A 26,342-nucleotide genomic window follows, 5' to 3' on the forward strand; every position below is an offset into this window, starting at 1 on the left:
TTATATAGTTAATAATTAGAAATTTTAAAAGGTTTTAATTGATGAATAAAAAATCCCTTCCGTTAATGGCACTGAGAGATATGGTAGTATTCCCAGGAATAATTGCTTCTATTTTTGTGGGTAGGCAAAAATCGCTGCAAGCACTCTCTCATACTACCATTTCCGAGGAAGATAATAGTAAATATATTTTAGTAACTTTACAGAAAAAATTTGATCAAGAAAACCCTAGTAAACATGAACTTTATAACACAGCTATACTTGCTAAGATTATCCAAATAGTGAAGCTGCCTAATAATACGGCAAAAATCTTAATAGAAGCAATAGCAAGAGTAAAGCTAAGCAATATTAAAGGCGAAGAAGCTTTTGAAGCAAATTACGAAATTATTCCGGATGAAGAAATATTTGACGTTAATAACATGCGTTCATTAGTGGATAATGCAGTACAACTATTTAGTAAATATGCGATTAATGATAAGAAAGTTAATGCGGAAATTATTGAAACTATCAATAAAAAAATAAGTAATAACACTAATTTCATAAATATTATAAATATATTAGCTTCACATCTGATAACTTCACTTGAGGTAAAGCAGCATTTATTAGAAGAAACTAGTCCTTTTAAGCGTATCACTACGGTTATTAGTACGCTTACTTCCAATACAGTAAATTCAGAAACCGAGCAGGCATTGCAGCAAAGAATAAGAAAGCAAATCGAAAAAACGCAGCGTGATTATTATCTGCACGAACAAATGAAAGCTATTCAAAAGGAGCTTGATGAAGATAAATCAGAACTTGCCGATATCGAGAAAAAAATTAAAAGTTTAAAATTATCTAAAGAAGCTAAAGAGAAAGCAGAATCAGAGCTTAAAAAACTCCGTAGTATGAATCAAATGTCGGCAGAGTCGGGAGTGACGCGTAATTATCTTGAGACTTTGCTAAGTTTGCCTTGGGGTAAGCATGATAATAGTAAAATAGATATTAACCAAGCCGAGAAAATTTTAAATCGTGATCATTTTGGACTCGAAAAAGTTAAAGAACGAATTATAGAATATTTAGCGGTATTACAGCGTTCAAGTAAAATTAGAGGACCTATATTATGTTTAATCGGTCCGCCAGGGGTCGGTAAAACTTCACTTGTAAAATCTATTGCCGAAGGAATGGGTAGAAAATACACTAAATTTGCTCTCGGCGGTGTTAGAGACGAAGCAGAAATCAGAGGGCATAGAAAAACTTACCTTGGATCAATGCCCGGTAAAATTTTAGGTCAACTTAAGAAAGTTAAGACTAGTAACCCTGTAATGCTACTTGATGAAATCGATAAAATGAGTTCTGATTTTAGAGGTGATCCGGCATCCGCTTTACTTGAGGTATTAGACTCTGAGCAGAATAGTCACTTTGTTGATCATTATTTAGAAGTAGAATATGATCTATCAAATGTAATATTTATTGCTACTGCTAACTCTCATGATTTACCTAGAGCTTTAAGTGATAGAATGGAAAAAATATATATTTCCGGTTATGTAGAGGAAGAAAAGCTCCAAATCGCCAAAAATTATTTAGTGCCGAAACAATTTAAAATGCATAAAATTAAGAAAGATGAAATTACTATATCCGAGACGGCAATTTTGGATTTAATTAGATATTATACCAAGGAATCAGGCGTAAGAGCTTTAGAACGTGAAATAGGGGCATTAACTAGAAAGGCATTAAAGCAAATTTTAGCAGATAAAAGTGTTAAGCATATTGCCATAGATAGTAATAATCTTGAAGAATTTTTAGGGGCTAAGAAATATAATTTCGGGCTTGCCGAGAAAGAAGATCAAATAGGAAGTACTACGGGACTTGCTTACACCGAAGTAGACGGGGAGCTTTTAACTATAGAAGCTTTAGCATTTCCAGGGAAAGGTGAAATAAAGACCACCGGAAAACTCGGTGATGTTATGAAAGAATCGGCAATGGCTGCCTATAGTTGTTTTAGAAGCAGAGCAACAAATTTTGGATTAAAATATGACAATTATAAAGATTTTGATATTCATATTCACGTACCGGCCGGAGCTATTCCAAAAGATGGACCGTCTGCCGGCTGTGCTTTGTTTACGACTATTGTTTCGTTGATGACTAAAATACCCGTACACCGCACCGTGGCAATGACAGGCGAAATTACTTTAAGAGGAAATGTTTTACCTATCGGTGGTCTTAAAGAGAAGTTACTTGCTGCAAGTAGGGGAGGTATTAAAACCGTGTTGATTCCTGAGGAGAATGTTAAAGACTTAAAAGATATACCGCCGAATATAAAAGAAAGCCTAGAAATTATATCTGTGTCAAATATTGATCAAGTACTTAAGCATGCTTTGGTAGAAACACCGATAAATAAATAGAGATTTGTTAATAGTCAAAATATCATATATTAAATTAATGCAAGCTATAGTAAGGTAATTCTTTTTGACTTTTCAATTAAAATGCGATTTTTCTTACTTAATTCCTATAGTCAATTGATTTGAACTTGCCTATTATTATAGGCTTTCTTTCTTACGCCTGTCACTAAATTGGGCTGAATTGACTATATTGTTGCGTGGATCAATTTCACCTCTGTCATTCCGTGGCTTGACCACGGGATCCAGTTAAAAATACTGAAATTATTAGTATTTTTTATTGTTTTTATGGACCCCGTGGTCAAGCCACGGGGTGACACAGTAATGCAGCTACTACTGCGGCAGCTACTCAAAGCGGCTTATCCGAGGTAGTAAAATCCATGCCTACAATAAAAGACAAAACAGCTTAGTTTATCTTTCTTCTTTCCAACTTTCATTTAGCAATTCCTTTAACTTAATTCTAAATACATAATTAAATTTCTACACTACCAAGTAACAATATTTTTTTGGCATTTGCTTCTATTTTATTGTTGTAAAAAAGTTGCTACAAATTATTAATTAAAATTAACTTTATCTATATAAAATATATTAATATTTTTTAACTAATTACTAATATTTATTAAAAATAATTAATGTATTGGGGTTAGTATTAATGAAAGAATCAAAAATATTAAGAAAATTTTTAGCAACGGCATCATTTATGCGGAACATTATTCACTAGCTCTAACGCTGCAGGAGCAACGGTTTTAACTACAGGTCTTGTAGACGTAAATCTTAGTACTAATGCAGGTCTTGCAACTCTCTTTAATAATAGTGATACTATTCAAATAGTCGCTAGTCTTCCTGGAATTAAAATATCAGCAAATAAAGCGAATGCTCAAATCGGCGGTATAACTACATTAGTTAGTGCTCTTAATTTTGGAGGGGTTGAGGTAAGTCAAAATGTATCAATAGGTCCTCTTAGTGCAACAGTAGGTCTTACTCCTAATTTCGGTCCTCTTAAATTTATTAATAATAATGTTACGTCAATTATTACCGGAGTCGGTAATCAAACATTTAGTAATATAGACTTCGCCGGTAAGAATTCTACTTTACAAATTAATAACGGTTTAAATATTACAACTCAGATAGATAATACGGTAGCTGGAAATAATGGCACAGGTACGGGTACTATATCAAATCACATAGGTCTAACTAACTCTCTTTCCGGAATAAATGTAGGAAACGGGGAAGCACAGATTTATATGCCTGGAGCAGGTAATATTACAATTAATGCTGCAAATATAAATCTTACTAACCATAACTCTATGCTTACTCTTTTTGCCGTACTTAATTTAAATGACGACATAACGGTTACGGGTAATATAAACGGTGCTAACAGAGTAAACGGTACATTAAATTTTATAGGGAATGCTACACTTAACGGAAATATAAATAATTTAAATATACTTCAGTGTAGTGAAGGTAACGGTAAGATTCTTGATTTACAAGGTAATACTACGGTAAATAGTATTGTTTTTGCAGATAGTGTTTTAGCTTCGGGAACTATAAGTGTTAACGGTCTATTAGATGTAGGAGGTATTACTTTTAATAATAGTAATGCTAGCGGCGGTACTTTAATAATAAATACCGAAAATACAATCAATGTGGCATTATTAAACGCTATAAAAGCAAAAATACAAATAAATGCTAATTTAACAATCAATGATCCAAGTGCCGGAGATATAGGTGATATTAGAATAGCGGATAATACGACATATACAATAGATGCAGCAAATGGGAATGTAAATTTGCTAAATAACGGTGCTAAAATAATATTTGAAGGACCAAATTCAGAATTAGATTTAGTGAATACTAGCAACATAAATGATAGACAATTTACCTTATATAATAATTTAAACAAATCTGGCAATGATGAATATGGGATAGTGAGAATAGGAGCAACCACAAAAGACCTAACTATAGCAAATAACGGTGGTCCTTATACTATAGGACAAGATAATACCCATCGCCTTAAGAATTTCATAGTAGACAGAGCAGGTGATGTCGTAGTCGATAATACGGTATTTACAAAGTTACTTAGTATGAATAGTACAGGTCAAGTAACATTTAACCAAGCTTTAGACCTAGGAGCAGGTGGTAACATATTATTTGGAGCAGATGGTGAGTTAATAGTAAATGGCATAACCGGTTCAGTTACGACCTCTGCAAATAACCAAGGAACACTGACAATACAAAGCGGTATGTAACGATACGATTGGAGCTAACGGCAGCAGCTTAAAACTCGTAAATATCGGAGCAAATCCCGTTACGTTCTCAGCTAATGTATTTGTTCCTGTAGCCTTGAATAATAATGCTTCTACTTTAACTTTAGCAGACGGTGTAACGCTAACCGGAGCAGTTACAACTACTGCCGGAGATGGAAGCGGTAAGTTAATATTTGCAGGTGATGGAACGGTAACAGGTAGTGTAGGAGCAAATGGAGCAGCATTAGAAGAAGTAATATTTAACGGTGTAGATAATATACAAGATGTAGCAAATGCAACAACTTTTACCGTAACAGATGCCGCAGCCGATGTCACGACAGCAGGATTAGTCGGTAACTTAAAGTATAATGCAGACGGTAAATTAACGGCTAAGGCATAGTAGGAAATATTGATTTCAAAGGTACTAACGGAACGTTTAATTTAGGAGATGGCTTTGTCATTACCGGAGCAGTACTTAGCACCGGCGGTGTAGGTGGTACATTGAATTTTATAGGAAACGGTAATGTAACTCAAAATATAGGTACGGATGCTGCAAATAGCCCTGCTAATATAAATATCCAAGGTGATAATACAAAAAACGTAACTATAGCAAATGATGTATTTGTAGGTAATATTAACTTTACAAACGGCGGAGTATTCAGCTTAGCGGAAATCTAACCACTCCTAATATCGACTTCGGAGCAAGCGGCGGTACTTTAGAATTTAACGGTAATAATACATATAACTTAAATGCCGTTATAGTAAACGGACAAAACGGTATATTAAACATTTTCACTACCTTGAAATCTACTGATGCAAGTATCGGTACGGTTAAAACAATTAATATAGGACAAGTAGGGACTCCACAAAACTTTACCGTTCAAGTTAATAACGGAAATTTAGCTCTTTTAAGTAGCGTAAATAGTAGTATTAATTTTGGTGATGCTAAATTAATATTATCTGCACCGCTTGATCAAACTATTACCTTTGCTAATAGCTTAAACGGTATAAAAACCGGTGGAGGTATTGTAACTTTAGACGGTAACGGTAATAATTTAACCGTAAGCGGTAATAATGGAGCAACACTCGGTAGTAAAGGTAATGAGCTAGCTAGCTTGAATATCAAAGGGAAAGTTACTGTCACTAATAATTTTGGATGTACAAAATATCAGCAGTTAAATATAAATAACGATGCAGTACTTACCGACCAAAGCCTAACATCTGCTAAGATTGCAAATATGAGTATCGGTGAAGTAACAGGGGTAGCTACTTATGCTTTAGATGCTATAAACGGTGATTTTGATTTAAATACCGGGGGGGGGATGATATTTGAACATCAAGATTCGGTATTAGAGCTTAAAAATAGTTCAAATGCTAATGACCGTACTATAACATTAACAGCTGCTTTAGATCTCGGTAATGATCAATTCGAGTTAACCTAACCACGGATACTAACAAATTAACGATAGATAATAACGGTAATGCGGCTTATACGCTCGGTACGGCAAATCATAGGTTAAAACAATTAACTTTTCCAGTACCGGTAATGGGGCTATCGATTTAAATGTAGGGATCAATGTTGAAAATATCGCCTTGAACGTTAATGATATAGAGCTTGACGAGGTTAATGTAAATGTTCTTTTTAACAAGAATGCAACATATACGGCAACAGGCAATATAAACGGTAATGTGGATTTCCAAGGTAATGCAGGGGTAATAAATCTTAATGACGGTATAAAAATTGATGGTATCGTTACAAGTACCGGTAATGTGAACGGTACCTTGGATTTTAAAGGAGCAGGCGAAGTTACCGGTTTAATCACTAATATAGCAATGCTGAAAGCAGGAGCAGGTGATGTATCGCTCTCTACCGGCGGTAATTATTCTATTACCGAAATTCAAGGTAACGGTAATAATGATTTAACCTTTGGTGCTAATTCAAACTTAACAACTGAGATTAACAAGACTGGCGGTCAGGCTGTGAATTTAGTATTTATCAATGGCGTTAGCGGTTCTGTCGGTTCAAATGCAGTAGTCGGTGATATTACGATACAAGCAGGGACGGTAAATTTCGGCAGTACCGTTAAAAGCGGTAATGTTATTATATCGAACGGTGCTACGATGCAGGTTAATAAGAACGTAACTGCTACTGATCTCAGGTGAAAATGCTAATGACAGTACTTTAAAACTAAATAATCCTGCACCTTGTTAATATAACCGGTACGCTTGGCAATAACAATACTATAGGTACAATAGAAGTTGCAAATAATGATGCTACCATTACAAAAGCACAAAATATTAACTTCTCAAATGCCGCTCAAACAGCTACTTTAACTTTAGGTGCAGCAGCACAAGTTACTAATATTACTACGGCAGGAAATAACCTCCACACTTTAGCGGTAACGGATTTTGATACCGGTAACGGTTCTATCGGAGCTGCAAATAACAGATTAAAAGCGATAGAGTTAACAGGTAACGGTACAGTTACGGTTAACTCTAAGAATTTCTATTCAGGAATTACCACCGCAAATAACGGACAAGGTAACGTAAAGCTAAATATAGACGGTGGGATTGTTTATGATTTGGGTAGTAAGCTAGGCAGTTTAGCGAGCGTACAAGTTAGTGGAAATAGTACTGTTAAAGGTGATGTATATTCTAAAGATATTAATATAGACGCAGGTAAAACTATAGATTTTGATAGAGGTAATAATAATGCAAATTCAAAAAGCTTAGCCGTACCGAGTGCTAACGTTGATTTAGACGTATTACCTCGTTCGCTCTCGCTATTTAATTACTTAACCGATATTAAATCAGATAATTTAAATTTTGCAGATGCTACGGCCACGGCAAATTTCAAAGATGCAGTTTTAATAGATGTACCTATTGATAACGGTGGTACTTTAAAATTCAATGAAAATACTTTAAGTGGTCTAAATGAACCGAATTCACCTCTTAACAATAATAATCAGAATCGAAGAAGACGTTCTACTACTAATCAGGCAGCAGTTGTGGCAGGGTGATGAAGATAATATCGGGACAGGCATTTGGGGCATACCATTCTATGGCAAAGCAACGCAAAAATCTAAAAACGGTTCAAGCGGTTATAAATCTAATACCGGCGGCGGTATAATTGGTTTTGACTATAATATTGATAATTCTATAGTTATTGGGGCTGCTTATACTATGGCCGATAGTAAAGTACGGCACAAAAACGATAAAAACGGTGATAGAACCAAAGCTAAAAGCAATATATATTCTATCTATGGACTTTATAATTGGCTTACTAATAACTTCTTTGTTGAAGCTATGGTTCATATGGTAGAAATAAAGTCAAAAATTACGAAAAGCGTATAACTTCTACCAGTGATCAAACCGCAATCGGTAAATTTACTAATACTTTTTATAGCGGTGAATTACTCGGCGGATATAACCATCTAATGTCTCATCTGACAACTATAACGCCGATGCTTGGGGTTCGTTATGCTAAATTTAAAAATAATAGTTATAAAGAAAGCAGTACTACTTTCCAAAATTTATCTATAAGAAAAAACTCCTATGATAAATTTGAAACTATATTAGGTTTAAAGAGCGTAACTAATTATTTAGTACAAGATATAATAGTAAAACCTGAATTACACGGGTTTATAAATTATAACTTTAAAGGTAAGTTACCGAATATCGATGCACGTCTTGATGGTATAGATAGACCGCTTACAACAATTAGATTTAAACCTGCAAAGATAACCTATAATTTAGGCGGCGGTATTTCGACTAAATATAATATGATGGAATTCGGTATTAGATATAATTTATACTTGGCAAAGAAATATACGGCAAACCAAGGGTCTTTAAAGATTAAAATAAATCTATAATAACCCAATTATCCATAATTTGTGTTCTAACTAATGTAGAGCCTTAAACCAGTATAGATAGACTTAATCAAGACTTTTGTTAAGTCTCGCTATACCTTAAGCCATAGGCAGGAGGGTAGGGAAATTGCCCTTGTCCTTACTTAATTAATTGGTTTACATCATACCCCATGCTCATTAGTCCGGCTAAAATAAGCTCCTCATCGTTATTTATAATTGCTTCGTGGATTAAATCAGGGCTTAGCTTACTATCTACGGCAACTTTCAGCAATTTCGGATGATTCAAAAGCGGTTTGTCATAAATTATCTCTTTTACTACAAATGTTACTATTTTATTTGCTGGTTTATTCATTTGTTGTACTATACGCTCCTTAACTTCTTCTTCTAAATCTATAAGCTTGCCTTTTGTAATCTTTCCTACTGTAAGCCATTTCATACTACTTATTATTTTCTCTCTATCGGATGCATTTGTTAATGTCGGTACTTTTTCTATTATTATGTTTATAGTGTTTTGTATTTCATCTTTATCGCTTATGGTAATAGTATTATCTTTCTGTAATTTAGTATTTAACTCTGCTACTACTTTATCTATACTTAAATGTTTATCTGCTATATATTGCTGTTGTACCGCTTCTTCAATTTCATCTTCCAAATCTATTAGCTGACCTTTAGTAATTTTATTTTTGCTTATAATATTTTTGTAGCTATGCTTAATGCTGTTTCGCCGCCATTAGTTATATGATTAATAGTTTGATCCGGCATTCTTGAAATTAGTTGCACGCATACCTCACCTAAGCCTTTCCATGCAGCACAAGTTAAGGCTGTAGTGCCGTGTTTTGGTAATAGTATTAATAGCTGGATCGCTCATTTGAGGGATTAGTTGCATACATACTTTACTTAAGCCTTTACTAGCAGCATAAGTTAATACTGTTTCGCCATGCATAAGTTAATACTGTTTCGCCATTATTATTGATAATACTAATAGCCTAATTATTCGTTTTAGATATTAAGTAATTCACAGACTTTTTCTAAATCTTTATAAGCGGCTAAAGTTAAAGCCGTATTGCCGTTAGCATCAATTTTGCTAAGCATATCACAATTTAGCTCTTTAACTAAACTTTCTGCTTCTTCTTCCTTACTTTCTTTTATTGCTAAAATTAGTTGATTATATTTTAGCTCATCAAGTTTTAGGCTCTGCTGTTGTTCTTCCTCTGCCTGTTTCTTCGCTTCTTCTTCTGCTAATAGTTTTCTTTTTTCTTCTTCCGATCGTTTCTTTTCTTCTTCTATTCGTTGTTTTTCTAGTTCTTGCTGCTGTTGTTCTGCATATTTCTTTTCTGTTTTTGCTTTATTTTCTTCATATAAATTTTCTTTTTTATAGCTATAGCCATCCAGTTCTTTCTTGATCTTTATTGCTGCTTTATATTTTTCTACAGCTTCATTATACTTTTCTTGACTGCATAAATTATTACCCTCTGCATTTAAGCTTTCTGCTTTTTTCTCGGCTATAGTTTTATTTCTTTGCAGATATCCGTTAATCGTGTCCAACGTTGCCTTATCTATGTTGTTGTTATCAAGATTAAGCCATATTAAAGAGTTATTAGCTTTAAGTGCTTCAGCGATTTCCCTTGCTCCAGCATCGCCTATGTTGTTAGCAGAAAGATCAAGCGATGTGAGAGTAGAATTATCTTTTAGCATTAAGGCTAATCCCTTTCTTCACTATCGCCTATTTGGTTACTCCCAAGATAAAGCGTTGTATCACCTTTTCTTAAACTATCTGCTTGCCGGCCCCCTCTTTTTTCTAGAAATTCTATTAGTTCTTTCATATTTATATCCTTATTAAATCATATAAATTTTAATATTTTGTTAAAAATGAGCTATAGCCAGAATCATAATAAGGAGTTTTAAGAATGCAATAGAAATTTAACTAAAAGTGTGAATAAATGAGTTGAAGTTGCTTTAATGATTATATATAAGTTAGTTTTTTTATAATATTTAAACGGTATTTAAAAGAGTTTAATATAAAAATTAGACATTTTGGAACATAAAAGGAGCATATGGATTTTTTAGAAAACGAAGTGAAACCCCGAAACCCTGAAAGGGCTTGGCGAGAATGACGGGACTCGAACCCGCGACCTTCTGCGTGACAGGCAGACGCTCTAACCAACTGAGCTACATCCCCCTTATACATAAGAGATAACAATATATATAACAATTCTTCTATTTCTGCAAGAGTAAAATATCTTATTTTATCAAAAAATATACAGAACCTAACGTTTAGATTTTATAGCTTATTCCTAATATTATAATCAATAGATATTTCTATTAATCTAAATTAGTCACTATTAGTTGAAGCCTTGAAAATTATTATATTTGTTAAGGACTTTGTTAAAAAAGAAAAACCTATTGGTTACATCTATATTAACAAAACCTTACTTTATTAATAATTATTAGAGGTTTTATATGACTAAACCATATGTCATTAAATTAACTACTCCTTTTGAGCGTATTAAAACTTTATAATCCTATACCCGATATTGCTCTTAGAAGTGCTATTATTATGCAGGCAATAATAGATGCAACTAATACTTCTACCAAGAAAGAGTCAACAAAAGCAGAATATAATGCTAAAAAGTGGCTTTTTGAAAATAATGAAAATTTTAATGCTACCTGCTTAGAAATCGGTATTGAGCCTAATTATGTAAGGAAGACTGCTAAAAAACTAATTAAATCACAACAAAATTAAAGATAAGCGTCCCAAACTCTACGGCTAAAGTTTAAATAAATTAATTTGTAATAAAACTTGAAATTACTCTAAATATAAATTAATTGTATAGGTGTTACTTAGTAACGCCTATATATTAATTATTTCAGATTATAAAGGTTATTTATGATTATTTCAGTTTCAGCTCAACATATTTCGATCGGTAATAGCTTACAAGAATATTCAAAAGAGAGGGCTACGCAAGTCGTTAAAAAATATTTTACCGATATAATAAATATAGATATACATTTTTCAAAAGAGGGAATTAACTTTAAATGTGATATTATAGTAAAATATGGTTCAGGTAAACATAATATAGTCAAAAGTAATGATAGTTGTAGCGATATATATGTAGCTTTTGATAAAGCTATGTCAAAACTAGAAAAACAGCTTAGAAAATATAAATCAAAATTCAAAAATCATCATGCGGGTAAAGTAAAAATATCAGAAATTGCTTACGAAGGTACCAAATATATTATTAATCCGCAATCTGATAGTGAAACCTCTAACTCCGAAAATAATGATAATCCGGCAATTATCGCTGAAAAGCCTGTAGAAATATTAAAATTATCAGTAAAAGAAGCGGTAATGAAAATGGATTTAGAAGATTTACCTGCGGTAGTATTTAAAAATATCAATAATGATCGTATCAATATAGTTTATTATCGTAAAGACGGTAATATTTCTTGGGTAGATTATAATTAATGCTTATTATCCCTTATAAAGGAGTTACGCCAAGAATCGATAAAAGTGCATATATTGTCGAAAGCAGCTCTTTAATAGGAGATGTTGAAATAGGTAGTAATTCAAGCATTTGGTTTAATACGGTTCTTAGAGGCGACGTTGAATCGATAAAAATAGGAAATAATACTAACGTGCAAGACGATAGTGTAATTCATACTTCAAGATTTAACGGACCGGTAGAAATAGGCGATAATATAACTATCGGTTATCTCTCTCTTATTCATGCCTGCACAATACATAATAATGTTTTTATCGGTATGAGTACTACGATAATGGATTATGCAGTAATAGAAGAATATGCTTTTATTGCTGCAGGAAGTCTTATCTGCCAAAGAAGATAATTAAATCTAAAGAATTATGGATGGGATCCCCTGCAAAATTTGTTAGATATTTAACCGATCAAGATTTAGAATATATGCAAGATAACGTAAGAAATTATGTAGAACTTGCGAGTATTTATAATAGGGAATTAGAATAATCTTAATGTTATTCTAGGGGCTTTGTTGCATGGATCGGTTTATCCGTCATTGCGAGGAAATTGCATAGCAATTGATGAAGCAATCTCAGGAGTTTGTTATTATTTCATGAGATTGCCACGCAGCCTACGGCTTCTCGCAATGATAACTCGGTATCCATGCAACAAGGCCTATTCTACACGGGAATGACATTATGTATTATAAGAATCCTTAAATGCCTTAACCGTATTTTTAAGTAAAAACGCAATAGTCATCGGTCCGATGCCGCCTGGGACGGGAGTAATATATTTTACGTTAGATTTAACATTTTCAAAATCAACATCACCGATAATTTTATTGCCGCTAATTCTATTAATGCCTACATCAATTACTATAGATTCAGGATTAAAATATTCTGCAGTTAATTTTAAAGGCAAACCTATTGCGGCAACGACAATATCGGCTTTAGAAGTAATAGAGCTTAAGTTTCGTGATTTGGAATGGCAAATAATAACACTGCAATTTTCTTTTAACAGTAAAGCACTTAAAGGTTTTCCTACTATATTTGAGCGTCCGATAATTACAGCGTTTTTACCGGTTAAATTAGGTTCGTATTTTTTTATAACTGCAAGACAACCAAGGGCAGTGCAGGGGATAAAGCCTTGACTAATCCCGCTATGTAAGTAACCGACATTTAAAGGGTGGAAACCATCGATATCTTTAGAAGGTGATACTGCCGATAAAATTTTATTTTTATCTATGGAGCTTGGCAAAGGAAGCTGAACTATAATTCCCGAAATCTCGTTATCAAGGTTTAACTCGTTGATTTTCGATATTAAATCATCTGTATAAATAGTAGTAGATAGATTTACTAATAAAGTATCGATTCCTATTTTATGTGCATTTTTTATTTTATTTTTTACATAAATAATGCTTGCCGGATTATCGCCTACTAATACTATAGCAAGTTTCGGTGAAGCGTTGGTTTGGCTTTTAAGTTCTTGAATTTCTAGCTTTAAGTCTGCTAGTATCTCATTTGCTAACGCTTTACCGTCAATTATATTATTCACTATATACCCTTGATAAATGAAGTATTGATATACGAAGATCAACTTTAAAAAGAGCAAGGAGTTCACAAGGCGAGGAGCGGAGCAATAATACGTGAGCACCGCAGAACTTGTAGAACGACGTAGCCAATTTTTAAAGTTCATCGAGTATATTTTGTGGTAGAATACTCAAAATGTAGAGCCTTGCCGTCAAATACTCTACTATAAGCATGATGGAGGCTACTTGCTGCTTCGGCAAAACCGGTAAGAATCAGTTTAAGTTTACCGGCATAATGAGCAATATCACCAATAGCGTAAATACCTTTTATATTAGTTTGATAATAGGAATTATCTACTTCAATATGGTGAAGCTTAACATTTAAACCCCAATTTGCTAAGCTACCCAGATCTTGTTTTAAACCAAAAAAAGGTAGTAATATATTGGCATCCAATTTGCGAGTATTATTTTGTAGATCCTTAACTATAACCGATTGAAGTTTACTATTATTACCATCTAAAGCATTTAATTGATAACCGGTTACTAACTCGATTTTACCGGTTTCTGCAATATGCCTTAATTGCCTTACGCTTTCAGGGGCAGCCGTAAATTTATCCCGCCTATGTACTAAATATATTTTATTTGTAATCTCCGAAAGAGAAATAGCCCAGTCAACAGCCGAATCCCCGCCGCCTGCTATAACTATATTTTTACCCGCAAATTTGCTTTTATCATTGATGAAATAAAAAACCGACTTGCTTTCAAAATCTTCAATATTTGCAAGAGGCGGTTTATTCGGTCCGAATGAACCTGCTCCTGCTGCAATAATAATAACTTTGCTTTTAATAAGAGTGTTTTTTGAGGTTTTAATTTCAAAAAAATCATCTTGTTTATTTAGTTCTATAGCTTGCTGATTTAAGTGATATACAGGCTTAAAAGGAGCTGCTTGAAGCTCTAATTGTTTTATTAGCTCTTCTGCTGCAATTTTAGGATATGCCGGTATATCGTAAATAGGCTTTTCAGGATATAGGGTAATACACTGACCGCCAATAACTTCTTGTGCATCAATAACATGACATTTTATGCCAAGCATTCCTGCTTGAAAAACTGCAAATAATCCAACCGGACCGGCACCTATTATTACAACATCAGTATTATACATTACTTTTTATATTTAAATTTTAAAAAGGATTTTATTGGATATTGAGGAAATAATCAATTGTTATTGTGCTGAGGTTCTGCACACTTTTAATATTATAATCATAATTATGACTCTTTTTAGCTGCAAATTATAAGATTTTTTTGAAATAGGAACAACTATTACTACAAAAATCTTATTAATTTTCGCTTAAAAATATCTCATAATTATAATCATTAATCAAAAGCGTACAGAACCTAGATAGATATTGATTTAATATGTCCTAACTTAGCCCAGTTAAGAATTTTTTGATCTCTAGTAAGTAGGGTAGCTCCAAGACATTTTATTGTTGCTACAATAATTCTATCAGCTAGGGCACCATGAAAATCATCCATAAGAGAAATGCTTTCAGCAGCAATCTCCAGAGAAATATCTTTAATAGATAATCCGTTGATATTTGTTATAGAGTTTAGAAAGTCCTTTATAGGTTCGTAAATATTAATACGCTTTTTAAAGTTAAGCATAGCTATTTCCTATAATGAGATAGAACTTAGGAATAATTGCGAATTTTCTTGAGCTAAATTGATTTTGTGTTTTATTTGTTCTGATAATTCTTCAGGTTGTAATAGTGACCACAATAAAACATGGGTATCTAGTACTAAACCATTATTAGTTCTGCATTCCATTATTTCTTCTATTGGTTCTAATATATCCGCTTTTATCTCGGCTTTGTTTTTTAGCATACCAAATATTGAGATCTTTTTAGTATTTATAGGTAATATTTGTGCTACTTCCCTATCTCTTTTGGTAATTATAATAGATTCCTTATCTGTTTGTAATTTTTCTATTATTTCAAGACAATGAGACTTAAATTGACTTATTGCTATTTTAGTAGCCATTTTTATACTCTGAAAAAATAAAAGTATTATTATACTATAATAGTCAATTATATTTCTATTTATAACAAGCTAATAATTCTGTGGGAAAAATATCATAAATTTATATTAAATATGAGTTTACCTTTGAAAATAGACTGAAACACGACGATTTAGAAGAAATTTATAGTGAACTTTCTGATAAATTCCCTTACTGGGATCATACATTAGCTCCTTCTAAAACGATTGAAGTGACTTTTCCAGACAGAGATCCAGGATATTATGTTGTAGAAGTTGATTGGATAGTAGCCGACACACCACGTAAATTTGTTTCGTCGTTTATTGTTGAATATAAGGATGAGGTTACACCGATAGGTCTTAATACGAATGATGGAGAATGCCTTTAACGTTATTCCCGCATAGATAAGGTCTTGTTGCATGGATCGGTTTTCTTTCTGTTACGCTGTGACTTGATCACGGGATGACAGAGATGGAATCGATCCTTAAACTTATGCCTACGCAGAAATATAACTTGGAACCACGCAACGATGCCTTACTTCCACAGGATTAAGACTGCTTGTGCCTTAAGAAAGCATAACATTTGTAAAAACTATTCTATATAGTAATCAATGGTGATTTGTGTCAAGTCAAAAATCTAAAAAAAAAATAAATATTTATATTGAATAAATTATTATTCTCGTGTCTACTTAGGTGAAGATTCTATACACTGAATATGGTGTCATTTTTTCAAAATAAGCATTATAAATAACGCCTACAACCCCATTAGTACCTATAATGAACACGCTTAAAAAAAACAAATTTCAAATAACTATAAACAACAACCATAACAATTTACTTACTCCTTTCGGTAAAGCTATTCTGCGAGATCGATATCTTATGAAAGGTGAGGATTTTCAAGATTTATTTGCAAGAGTTTCTAGTTATTATGCCGAAAATAAACAGCATGCTCAGAAGTTATATGAATATATGAGTAAAATGTGGTTTATGCCGGCAACACCAATCTTAAGTAACGGCGGAACGGATAGGGGGCTTCCTATTTCATGCTTCTTGAATGAGACCGATGATAGCTTAGACGATATAGTAAATTTATGGACGGAAAATGTTTGGCTTGCTGCACGCGGCGGCGGGATTGGAAGTTATTGGGGTAATGTTCGTTCTATTAATGAAGGGATTCGTGATAAAGGTCATTCATCCGGTATTATACCGTTTATTAAAGTAATGGATTCTATGACTCTTGCTATTTCGCAAGGTTCTATTAGACGAGGTTCATCGGCTGTATATTTGCCTATTAATCACCCTGAAATTGAAGAATTTATCGATATAAGACGTCCGACAGGTGGGGATGTTAACCGTAAAGCTCTTAATATTCATCACGGTATAGCTATAACCGATGAATTTATGAAAGCCGTTGAAAACAATAAGGATTTTGACCTTATTAGTCCTGCTACCAAAAAAGTCGTAAATAAAGTTAGAGCAAGAGATTTATGGGTTAAATTATTAACTACTAGAATAGAAACAGGTGAGCCTTACTTGTTATTTATCGATAGTGTTAATAAATCCATACCTGAGCATCATAAAAAATTAGGGCTTCAAGTTAAAATGTCCAATCTTTGTAGCGAAATTACATTACCGACGGGAATTGATCATTTAGGAAAGTCAAGAACTGCTGTTTGCTGCCTTTCCTCTTTAAATTTAGAGTATTATGAAGAGTGGAAAGATGATAAAGAATTTATCCATTCTATTATGTTATTCCTTGATAATGTTTTAGAAGACTTTATTAATAAAGCACCAGATACTATGGCAAGAGCTAAATATTCGGCTTTGCGTGAGCGAAGCGTTGGGCTTGGCGTAATGGGCTTCCACTCATTTTTGCAAGTGAAAAAAGTACCGGTAGAATCGGTTATGGCCAAAGTTTGGAATAAAAAAATATTTGAATATATATCTGCTGAAGCCGGTAAAGCCTCAATAGAAATCGGTAAAGAAAAAGGAGTATGTCCTGATGCTCTAGATGCAGGAAGTAATGAACGATTTAGCAATAAAACCGCAATAGCACCTACCGCCTCAATTTCGGTAATAGCAGGTAATGCCTCACCCGGAATAGAGCCGTTTGCCGCTAATAGCTTTGTACAAAAGACTTTAACCGGTTCTTTTAACGTGCGTAACAAACATTTAGAAAAGTTATTAGAAGAGAAAGGATTTAATAATGATCAAGTCTGGTCTTCGATTGCAACACATGAAGGATCAGTGCAACATTTAACATTTTTATCCGAAGAAGAAAAACAGGTTTTCAAAACCGCTTACGAAATTGATCAGAATTGGCTAATTGAACTGGCAAGCGATCGTACTCCTTACATTACGCAAGCACAATCTTTAAACATCTTTTTACCGGGTAACATTAGTAAGAAATATTTAAATAATATTCATTTTAAAGCCTGGAAAAAAGGAGTAAAAAGTTTATATTACTGTAGATCCACGTCAATACAACGAGCCGATAAAGTGTCGCATGATGTACTAAAAGCAGATTTTAAAGACTTAGAGAAACAAAACGATAAGTTAGTAGAAGCCGGTAACTACGAAGAATGCTTAGCTTGTCAGTAAGTATAATATAACTATGCAAAGATATTTAGACCCAACAAATGATGTAGCATTTAAAAAATTGTTTACGGATAAAACAAGGTTACTAAGCTTTCTCAATAATATTATGAGGTTACCTGAAGAGTTAAGGATTATCGACCTTGAATATATTTCAAACGAACAAGTACCGGATTTAGGGCAGAATAAAAGGAGTATAGTAGACGTAAAAGTTAGAGATAACTCCGGCAATATTTATATTGTTGAGATGCAAAACGGCTATGCCGATGCCTTTTTAGCAAGAGTACAATTTTACGGTTGTATAGCATTTTCTTCGCAATTAAAAAGAGGAAAAGAATATGCTGATCTAGCTCCTGTAGTAATGGTAGTAATTACTTCTGGATTTCAGGCATTACCCGAGGAAAAAGAATGTATTAGCTATCATCAAACTATTAATGTCGGTAACGGTGAGCATCAACTTAAATGCTTGTCTTACGTATTTGTTGAATTAGACAAATTTACCAAAGAAGCAGATGAGTTAGAAAGCTTAGAAGATGATTGGTTATATATGATGGCTAAATTCGATAGAGCCAAAGAACCCCCGAAACATACAAAAGATGAAATAGTATTATCAGCCTATAAAACTATTGAACAATTTAACTGGAGCGAAGCAGAATATGATAATTATATTAAAGCGATGCTTACTGCTCAAACGGAAGAGTTAAATCAAAAAAGTAAATATAATGAGGGGAAAGCTGATGGGAAAATTGAAATAGCAAAAAAAATGCTAATTAAAGGAATGTTGCTAGAAGATATTATTGAGCTTACAGAATTATCTCCGGAAGAGATAGAAAAGCTAAAAGAATAGAATATGAAACAATACATAGATGTGACACCAAATCAAAAAAGTAAGTATACGAAGGTAGAGCTGAAAGCGAAATTGAAGCAGCAAAAAACGCATTACTTGAGGGAATTGATATAAATACTATATCAAGAATAACGGGGTTATCAGTTACGGAAATAGAAAAATTAAAAGAAAAATTATGTCATTACTTGATGCAAGTCCAATTTATAAACCGTTTTCATATCCATGGGCATATGAAGCTTGGCACACTCAACAAAAAATTCATTGGTTACCGGAAGAAGTACCGCTTGCCGACGATGTTAAAGATTGGAAATATAACTTAACTCCAGGGGAAAAACATCTATTAACGCAAATATTTCGTTTTTTTACACAGGCAGATATTGAAGTGAATAATTGCTATATGAAGCATTATTCACGAGTATTTAAACCGACTGAAATATTAATGATGTTATCGGCATTTTCTAATATGGAAACGGTACATATTGCAGCATATTCACATTTACTTGATACGGTAGGTATGCCGGAAGTAGAATATTCAGCATTTCTTAAATATAAGGAAATGAAAGACAAGTATGATTATATGCAGCAATTCGGAGTGGATACCAAAGAAGATATAGCAACTACACTCGCAGTATTTGGAGCTTTTACTGAAGGATTACAGCTATTTGCTTCTTTTGCGATCATGCTTAATTTTCCTCGTTTTAATAAAATGAAAGGTATGGGTCAGATTATTGCTTGGTCAGTGCGTGATGAAACGCTTCATACTAATTCAATCATTACTCTGTTTAAGACTTTTGTAAGAGAAAACCCTGAAGTTTGGACGGAAACGCTGCGTAAACGTATCTATGAAGCTTGTACGACTATTGTGCATTTTGAGGATGCCTTTATTGAACTTGCTTTTGAAGTTGGTGGTATTGAGGGGTTAACGGCATATGAAGTAAGACAATATATTCGTTATATTGCCGACCGTCGTTTAATGCAGCTAGGACTCAAAGATGTATATTTGGTAAATCATAACCCGCTTCCTTGGCTTGATGAAATGCTAAACGGAGTCGAACATACGAACTTTTTTGAAAATAGAGCAACTGAATATTCAAAAGCAGCGACTACCGGTTCATGGGAAGAAGTATTCACTGAGATGGACGCCAAAAGCGGAGGCTAAATAATATACTCAGATAGAACTTGAAAAATTGGCAGCAATGTCTTGTAAGTCCTCGGATGCTGAACGTATTGTGTCGAAGTATACATATTAACAACAAAAAAAAATTAAAAATACCTAATCTTTATTTTTAAAAATTTTTTAAAATAGATTTAAAATATTTAAAAATTTCGAGTAATTTTATGGCTGTTATAAAAAATAAAAACTATCAAAAAGTTGTAGAAAAAGTTTTATCTTCTTCTAAAGCTAATAAAGTACTAAAGAGTGCAATTAAGGACTTATCGTCTTCAAAAGGTATAAGCTTAAGAACGATGTTACTCGGAGCAAGATTTGTTTTAACTAATCCTGTAAATACTTATAATCTTGTTAAGCTTGCTAACTCTTCTAAGATATATCTTGATCTGGAATTTCAAAAATCACTTCTTGAAAAATCTTCAATATGGGAATTTTTAAAAAAACATTCAGATGATTTGCCTAAAATAGGTCAAATCTTAGCAAATGCGGGCTTTAGAGAATTTCAAGATAAGAGTGCTTTAGATCAAAAGGGACTCGAAATACTAAAAGAATGTTTTAAAAATGAAAAAGTACTTAAAAAACTTCAAGAAATTGCAGTTGAAGTAAAGCAAGAGCTACCGGACTGGAATAAAGTGACTTCTAGAAGTTTGGATATGCTGGTTACCGATAAAAACTTCAAAAAATTCTTTAATGAAAAGAGCGAAGATATTACGAATTATATACGTACCGGAGCAACTGAAATACTTCCAAGCGATTATATAAAAACTTTTGATGATATATTACAAAAACCTGAAAAGAAAAATTTATATTCATTAGTTATAAAAATATTTAATGAACATCCTGATTTTAAGCAAGAACTAGCTAAAAATATAAATAATACTCATTCTCTAAAAAGATTTAACAAACTATCTCCTGAAAAACAAATAATTATTGAAAATTTCTTAGCAGAAGCAAAAGAACAAGCTAAACCTTTCTTAAAAGAACATTTTGAAAGCTACAAAATCGATCTTAAAATTTTAGATATTATTCCTACTTTATTAAATAAAATTCCTGAGACAAAAGAAATTTTTGATACTCTTAATGCTCCAAATCAAGGTGTAATGATATCTCTTGAGAAATCCTTAGAAATGGTAGCGGGTGATGATAAATTAAAAAGTTTTTTTGCTAATAATAAAACAATCTTACCAAATATTGCTTTAGGTATTATTGAAAATACTCCTAGCGTACAAAGCATAACAAAAGAATATAATTTTGATAAACAAATGCTTAGTATAGTAGGCGAAGTTATGTCAAAGCCGGAAATTGCTCATGAGATTATTGTAGACTTAAATAAAGGCGATTATATGAGTTTAATCGGTAATATAATCTCTGCCCTTAATGATCCTTCATTTAAATTAAAAGATGTATTAATAGACCAAAGTAAAGAAGGTCTATTTGATAATTTAATTACAGGAGTTTTAGAACAAGATGAAAAAAATAGCCAAACTATAAAACAACAACTTATAAATTATGGTCTAGAAGTGAGTGATGTTACAAAGCTAACTAGCATAATGCCTATATTACTTGATAAACCTGAATCATTAAAAAAGGTTTTTCGAGATTTTATTAAAGGCGATTATACGGGAATGGCAAAAGAATTAATAGCTTTAACTAAAGACAATCCTGAAATTAAAAAATATTTAAATAATAATAGAGAAATATTTGCAAGTATTTTAGATAAAACTTTAGTGGACATACCAGGTATAAATAACCTTGATAAGAAAGAATTATATAATGTACTTCCATCAATGTTAAACCATCCTGATGAATTAGTTAAAGTTATAGAAGAGGTTGAAAAAAGTAATTATCGTGAGGCTGTTAGTGCTATATATAATCTAGCTCAAAAAACAAATTATTTTGAAGGGCAATTGCCGAATATTATAAAAGCAGGTTTTAGCTATGCTACTGAAAAAGTAAAAGACGTATTTAGTCCATCACAAGATTTTAAAGATAAAACTATAGATGAAATTACTCTTAGAAATAATTTAAATAAAATACAAAATGGAAAATTCAGCTTAAAGGGAGCTATATTAGTAGGTAATTTATCTAATATCGACTTCTCAGGCGTATCATTAAAAAATGCAGATTTAACTAAAGTAACTTCTTTAAAAGATTGTAATTTTAAAAATACTAATTTAACAGGTGCTAAATTACCTGATAATTTAATGCTACTTACTGATACTTACAATCTTGATAAGGCTATCCCTCCTTTAGTACCTAAACTAATTAAAGAACAACAAGCAAAATTAATTGATAAGGCAATTGATAAAGTATTTTTACAAATACAAGCTGAAGGAAAAAGAAATTTACTTAGTAAAAAAGAATTTGTTCAACAGGTAAAAATATTATATGAAGAAAATCAAACGATTAAAGACTATATTATAGAAAAACTAAATTCACTACCTATGAATATGGTTACTAACCTAGCTACTCCTAAAACAAATCAATATAAACATATTACAAATCATGTAAATTCTCCATTACAAATATTAAACCCTTTATATGAAAATATTGCAAATAAACAAGATATTAAGAGTAATTTATTAGCAAATATTTTAAGCGAGAAAATATCACAAAAACTTTTTGATAAAGGTGATAATAGAGGTGAAGATTTTTACATGATTAATCAGATGCTAAAACCTATCGTTTCTGAATATTCTAAAGAGAATCCCGATAATATAAATAATTTTTTAGAGCCGAAAAATCTAGAAAAGTTAGCAAGTAATATTGCCTCTACTTTAAATTCTAAATCTAAATATACTTGGGCAGGCACTATTATCGGTGGAATTTATTTACCAAAAGAAATCTTCAATGAACAGTTAAAAGATAACTTTAAAAATGAGTTTGAAAATATTAATAAATTAAATATTTTAAAAGAAGCACAAGGTATCGTCTCAAATTTAAATAGTAAGATTAATATTGTAGGATCTAAGACAAATGCACTTTCCATTACTTCTATTTCTAATAATAAAAAGAAAGAAGAAATACATAGATAACGCATTAATTATGGCTAAAGCGAGATAAAAAAGATATAAAAACTGTCATACTGGGACTTGTTCCCGGTATCCAGAAAACCTTAAAAAGTTTTGGATCCCATGATCAAGCCACGGGATGACAAATTAATAGCATACCATTTTTATTTAACCCTAGCTATAGTACGTAAAATTTCTTAATATTTGTGCAAACTCTTCTTGGTTAGAATATTCTAATGTGGTTTTATCTTGTATCTGATTTTTAAACCAAGTAACTTGTCTTTTAGCATACTGACGGGTTCGTATTTGAGCTGCATTTAAAGCCTCATCTAAAGTGAGATTGCCGTTTAAATAAGCTAAAATTTCTTTTATCCCTACTGCTTTTAAATTCGAATAATGTTGTGGGGTGAATTGTCTTTTTATTAAAGCAATTTCGTCAATTGCCCCTTCTTTAAATATCTTATCTAAACGCTCATCACATGTTTTATACAAAAATTTTCGCTCAGGATTTAAGAAGATAATTTTGAAATTAAAATCAGATAAGATTTGTTCTTTTGGCAAGGTTTGAAAGGAAAAAATAGATTTACCGGTTTGCATGAATATTTCATAAGCTCTAATTAAACGTTGAGTATCATTTTGATTTATTTTAGAAGCAGTAAGCGGGTCAAGCTTCTCTAATTTATTCCATAATTCTATATTGCCTATTTTACTATGCAATTCTCTAACTTCTTTGCGTAAATCCTCCATTATATCAGGAATATTATTATAGCCAAAAACTAGAGAATTGATATATAAGCCCGTTCCTCCTATTAATATGGGTAGTTTCCCCCTGCCGGTTATTTCTTTTATTTTTTCTGTCGCAAGTTTTAGATATTTTATTACCGAGAAATCTTCTGTAATTGATAGAAAATTATATAAATGGTAAGTAACTTCAGTTTTATAGCTTTTCGGAGGGGAGGCGGTAATGATAGGAATTTCCTTATAAACCTGCATTGAGTCGATATTAATGATTTCGCCGTTATAAGCTTTAGCCAATTCATGCCCTAAATAAGACTTCCCGCTAGCAGTCGGCCCGCATAATATAAATATACTCAAATGATTTGAAGAATTGTTTCTGCAAAACTTCGGAGGACTCGCATGCTCACCTATTAAGTATAGGCTGTGCGTGCTCGCTCCTCGTTTTACATTCCAATTCTTCAAATCATTTGAGTATATTTCTTCCTTTGTCACTTGTTTAAACTATTTCATGTATTCGGTGTCATACCGTGGCTTGACCACGGTATGACAACAAAAAGTACTGGATTCCCGCTTTTAGCTAGGAATGACATTAATACCCTTAAACGATTTCATCAGTATTAATAGTATTTCCTAAAGTCTTAGTATTAGCATTACTATCTGCCGGTCCACTAAATATTATTGTACCAAATTTGTTGTCATAACTAAAGTTGGACTAAGCCTGCGTCATTGTAGTCAAGAACTAAACTATTTAGACCGTTAGATGCTGTTACATCACTGTTAAGTTTAAAAATAAGAGGATCATTAGTAGGCTCAAGGTCTTTATTTTTTATTACCAATGGTGCCTTGTTGGTAATGTTAATATTTAATGTATTTGCACCTGTTGCCGTTATTGTAACTAATTTAGTATCAACAGATGATGTATCGATTAGGTCTGTTGTATATGAGATTTTAAACATATTATTTTTCCTTTATATTAATTTAATGTAAGAAAAATATATAAAATAATACTTTAGAAAGCAATAATTTTTTAATAATTAATTAATAGTAACAGCCCGTATTTTTCAAGATATTTATTAATTATAGTTATTATTTTTTCTAAACCATCCTTATTAGCTGATTCAGCCCTTGCAACTATAATAGATTCGGTATTAGAGCTACGCAAGAGCCACCAACCATGCTCAGTATTTACCCGTACACCGTCAATATCGTTAAATTCTATTTTATCATCAAGTAACTTTTGCTTTATTTCTTCTATAATTTTTAGTTTTAACTCTGAAGAAACAAATATTTTAATTTCCGGTGTACTATAGCTTTTGGGTAACTCGTCTATTATCTCATCTAGAGTTTTATCCGATTTGCTAAGTAAATCTAAAAATCTAAGAGCTGCATAAATTGCATCATCAAAGCCAAAATATTTATCGGCAAAGAATATATGCCCGCTCATTTCACCGGCGAGTAAAGCCTTTGTCTCAAGCATTTTGCTTTTAATAAAAGGATGACCTGTTCGCCATATTATAGGATTTCCGCCGAATAATTTTATTTTATCAACGATGAACAGGCTGGCTTTTACATCGACTATTATAGTGGCATTTGGGTTTTCCTTTAAAATATCCTCAGCAAATATACATAAAATTTGATCACCTAATAATATCTTCCCGCTTGAGCTGATAATACCGATTCTATCACCGTCACCGTCAAAAGCTATACCAAGGTCACAATTTTGTTCTTTAACTAATTTAATTAGCTCTTGTAAATTAGCAGGGTTAGTAGGGTCGGGGTGATGGCTTGGAAAATTCCCGTCAATCTTACTATTTATGATTATATTCTTGTTAGCTAAATGTTTTTTTAGTTCTTCAATAATATTGCCGGTTGCTCCGTTACCGCAATCCCAATCTACTTTTAATTTTGGATTAATATTTATTCCATCTAAAATACGTTTTAGGTATTTAGATTGGATGTCGTAAGGAGTTATTGTCATCCCGCGGCTTGACCGCGGGATCCAGTTAATATCACTATGGATACCGTGGTCAAGCCACGGTATGACATTAATCTTTGCTAGTAAATCCTGGATTTGAGGACCGAAAAAAGATTTGCCGTTTTGCAACATTTTAAAACCGTTATCGTCACGAGGGTTATGTGATCCCGTGACCATAATACTACCGGCAGGCATAAAGTGTTTATCTGCAAAATATAAAACCGGCGTTGGAACTATGCCAATATTTATGATTTTAGCTCCTGCATCAGTTAATCCTAGTTCTAAAGCTTTACAAAGGGTAGGGGAGCTGAGCCGACCGTCTAAACCTATACAGATTTTATCGTTATCTTTCGTTATAGTCATCTCGGCGAAACAAAAGCCGATTTTATAAGCTACTTCTTCCGTTAAATCCTTAAGGCTATTACCTCGTATGTCATAAGCCCTAAAAATTTCTTTGTTAATTTGCATAAAAAACTGTTTTGA

At 32.5% G+C, this 26,342-nt stretch carries 17 protein-coding genes, 1 tRNA gene and 6 pseudogenes; 11 read left to right on the plus strand and 13 right to left on the minus strand.

What is annotated here, in order from left to right; all coding sequences use genetic code 11:
• Nucleotides 1-41 precede the first annotated feature (41 nt).
• Nucleotides 42-2,378: an endopeptidase La gene (gene lon, locus MB29_RS00345; protein WP_032138602.1), complete on the plus strand. Its 2,337-nt coding sequence runs from the start codon at nucleotides 42-44 to the stop codon at nucleotides 2,376-2,378.
• A gap of 182 nt (nucleotides 2,379-2,560) precedes the next feature.
• Here lon and MB29_RS09405 read toward each other — a convergent pair whose 3' ends face one another.
• Nucleotides 2,561-2,725 carry a hypothetical protein gene (locus tag MB29_RS09405; RefSeq protein WP_233418801.1) on the minus strand — a complete coding sequence of 55 codons (165 nt, stop codon included), beginning with the start codon at nucleotides 2,723-2,725 and terminating at the stop codon, nucleotides 2,561-2,563.
• A gap of 299 nt (nucleotides 2,726-3,024) precedes the next feature.
• On the opposite strand from MB29_RS09405, the pseudogene MB29_RS13945 reads away from it, so the two are divergent.
• A pseudogene (locus tag MB29_RS13945) lies at nucleotides 3,025-8,490 on the plus strand (autotransporter domain-containing protein).
• 136 nt (nucleotides 8,491-8,626) lie between these two features.
• Here MB29_RS13945 and MB29_RS08960 read toward each other — a convergent pair.
• The 4 genes from MB29_RS08960 to MB29_RS00395 all read right to left on the minus strand — a co-directional run bounded on the left by MB29_RS08960 (nucleotide 8,627) and on the right by MB29_RS00395 (nucleotide 10,666).
• The gene (locus MB29_RS08960; protein WP_233418805.1) at nucleotides 8,627-9,139 is read right to left on the minus strand and encodes a hypothetical protein; all 513 of its coding nucleotides are present in this window, start codon (nucleotides 9,137-9,139) and stop codon (nucleotides 8,627-8,629) included.
• 347 nt (nucleotides 9,140-9,486) lie between these two features.
• Nucleotides 9,487-10,182, minus strand: coding sequence for a hypothetical protein (locus MB29_RS12200; protein WP_032138606.1), 696 nt, complete (start codon nucleotides 10,180-10,182; stop codon nucleotides 9,487-9,489).
• A 5-nt stretch (nucleotides 10,183-10,187) separates the two neighbouring features.
• The gene (locus MB29_RS13300; protein WP_267881703.1) at nucleotides 10,188-10,310 is read right to left on the minus strand and encodes a hypothetical protein; all 123 of its coding nucleotides are present in this window, start codon (nucleotides 10,308-10,310) and stop codon (nucleotides 10,188-10,190) included.
• Between the two features lie 279 nt (nucleotides 10,311-10,589).
• A tRNA-Asp gene (locus MB29_RS00395) sits at nucleotides 10,590-10,666 on the minus strand.
• Between the two features lie 281 nt (nucleotides 10,667-10,947).
• Between MB29_RS00395 and MB29_RS12205 the strand changes: the two are divergent.
• The 3 genes and pseudogenes from MB29_RS12205 to MB29_RS07835 all read left to right on the plus strand — a co-directional run bounded on the left by MB29_RS12205 (nucleotide 10,948) and on the right by MB29_RS07835 (nucleotide 12,470).
• A pseudogene (locus tag MB29_RS12205) lies at nucleotides 10,948-11,258 on the plus strand (hypothetical protein).
• 116 nt (nucleotides 11,259-11,374) lie between these two features.
• Nucleotides 11,375-11,953 carry a ribosome hibernation-promoting factor, HPF/YfiA family gene (gene hpf / locus MB29_RS00405; RefSeq protein WP_032138607.1) on the plus strand — a complete coding sequence of 193 codons (579 nt, stop codon included), beginning with the start codon at nucleotides 11,375-11,377 and terminating at the stop codon, nucleotides 11,951-11,953.
• Nucleotides 11,953-12,470 (plus strand): annotated as a pseudogene (locus MB29_RS07835) (gamma carbonic anhydrase family protein). The gene hpf and the pseudogene MB29_RS07835 overlap by 1 nt, the downstream one beginning before the upstream one ends.
• Nucleotides 12,471-12,659: 189 nt before the next feature.
• Here the strand turns inward: MB29_RS07835 and folD are convergent.
• The 4 genes and pseudogenes from folD to MB29_RS00430 all read right to left on the minus strand — a co-directional run bounded on the left by folD (nucleotide 12,660) and on the right by MB29_RS00430 (nucleotide 15,528).
• A complete protein-coding gene (gene folD, locus MB29_RS00415; RefSeq protein ID WP_032138608.1) occupies nucleotides 12,660-13,517 on the minus strand; it encodes a bifunctional methylenetetrahydrofolate dehydrogenase/methenyltetrahydrofolate cyclohydrolase FolD in 858 nt (285 codons plus the stop codon).
• Between the two features lie 137 nt (nucleotides 13,518-13,654).
• Nucleotides 13,655-14,653, minus strand: coding sequence for an NAD(P)/FAD-dependent oxidoreductase (locus tag MB29_RS00420; protein ID WP_032138609.1), 999 nt, complete (start codon nucleotides 14,651-14,653; stop codon nucleotides 13,655-13,657).
• A 233-nt stretch (nucleotides 14,654-14,886) separates the two neighbouring features.
• A complete protein-coding gene (locus MB29_RS12210) occupies nucleotides 14,887-15,153 on the minus strand; it encodes a PIN domain-containing protein (RefSeq protein WP_233418806.1) in 267 nt (88 codons plus the stop codon).
• Nucleotides 15,154-15,287: 134 nt separating this feature from the next.
• Nucleotides 15,288-15,528, minus strand: a pseudogene (locus MB29_RS00430) (type II toxin-antitoxin system Phd/YefM family antitoxin).
• Between the two features lie 227 nt (nucleotides 15,529-15,755).
• Between MB29_RS00430 and MB29_RS12215 the strand changes: the two are divergent.
• From MB29_RS12215 to MB29_RS00455, 5 genes are all read left to right on the plus strand, one after another.
• Nucleotides 15,756-15,911: a hypothetical protein gene (locus MB29_RS12215; RefSeq protein ID WP_008580442.1), complete on the plus strand. Its 156-nt coding sequence runs from the start codon at nucleotides 15,756-15,758 to the stop codon at nucleotides 15,909-15,911.
• A gap of 388 nt (nucleotides 15,912-16,299) precedes the next feature.
• Nucleotides 16,300-18,123 carry a ribonucleoside-diphosphate reductase subunit alpha gene (locus tag MB29_RS00440; protein WP_032138610.1) on the plus strand — a complete coding sequence of 608 codons (1,824 nt, stop codon included), beginning with the start codon at nucleotides 16,300-16,302 and terminating at the stop codon, nucleotides 18,121-18,123.
• Nucleotides 18,124-18,136: 13 nt separating this feature from the next.
• The gene (locus tag MB29_RS00445; protein WP_032138611.1) at nucleotides 18,137-18,964 is read left to right on the plus strand and encodes an Rpn family recombination-promoting nuclease/putative transposase; all 828 of its coding nucleotides are present in this window, start codon (nucleotides 18,137-18,139) and stop codon (nucleotides 18,962-18,964) included.
• Between the two features lie 175 nt (nucleotides 18,965-19,139).
• Entirely contained in the window at nucleotides 19,140-20,123 is a 984-nt protein-coding gene (locus tag MB29_RS00450) for a ribonucleotide-diphosphate reductase subunit beta (RefSeq protein ID WP_032138612.1), read from the plus strand.
• Between the two features lie 179 nt (nucleotides 20,124-20,302).
• On the plus strand, nucleotides 20,303-23,170 hold the full coding sequence (locus MB29_RS00455; protein WP_032138613.1) for a pentapeptide repeat-containing protein: 2,868 nt from the start codon (nucleotides 20,303-20,305) through the stop codon (nucleotides 23,168-23,170).
• A gap of 150 nt (nucleotides 23,171-23,320) precedes the next feature.
• Here the strand turns inward: MB29_RS00455 and miaA are convergent, their stop codons facing one another.
• Nucleotides 23,321-24,376, minus strand: coding sequence for a tRNA (adenosine(37)-N6)-dimethylallyltransferase MiaA (miaA, locus tag MB29_RS00460; RefSeq protein WP_032138614.1), 1,056 nt, complete (start codon nucleotides 24,374-24,376; stop codon nucleotides 23,321-23,323).
• On the opposite strand from miaA, the gene MB29_RS13305 reads away from it, so the two are divergent.
• Nucleotides 24,377-24,505: a hypothetical protein gene (locus tag MB29_RS13305; protein ID WP_267881704.1), complete on the plus strand. Its 129-nt coding sequence runs from the start codon at nucleotides 24,377-24,379 to the stop codon at nucleotides 24,503-24,505.
• An 80-nt stretch (nucleotides 24,506-24,585) separates the two neighbouring features.
• Here MB29_RS13305 and MB29_RS07850 read toward each other — a convergent pair whose 3' ends face one another.
• The 3 genes and pseudogenes from MB29_RS07850 to MB29_RS13950 all read right to left on the minus strand — a co-directional run.
• Nucleotides 24,586-24,840: a hypothetical protein gene (locus MB29_RS07850; RefSeq protein WP_233418807.1), complete on the minus strand. Its 255-nt coding sequence runs from the start codon at nucleotides 24,838-24,840 to the stop codon at nucleotides 24,586-24,588.
• 71 nt (nucleotides 24,841-24,911) lie between these two features.
• A pseudogene (locus MB29_RS00470) lies at nucleotides 24,912-25,844 on the minus strand (phosphomannomutase/phosphoglucomutase); the annotation flags it as partial.
• Between the two features lie 87 nt (nucleotides 25,845-25,931).
• Nucleotides 25,932-26,327, minus strand: a pseudogene (locus tag MB29_RS13950) (phosphomannomutase/phosphoglucomutase); the annotation flags it as partial.
• Nucleotides 26,328-26,342: the final 15 nt, after the last annotated feature.

It is taken from the genome of Rickettsia tamurae (assembly GCF_000751075.1).
GTDB classification, from domain to species: domain Bacteria; phylum Pseudomonadota; class Alphaproteobacteria; order Rickettsiales; family Rickettsiaceae; genus Rickettsia; species Rickettsia tamurae.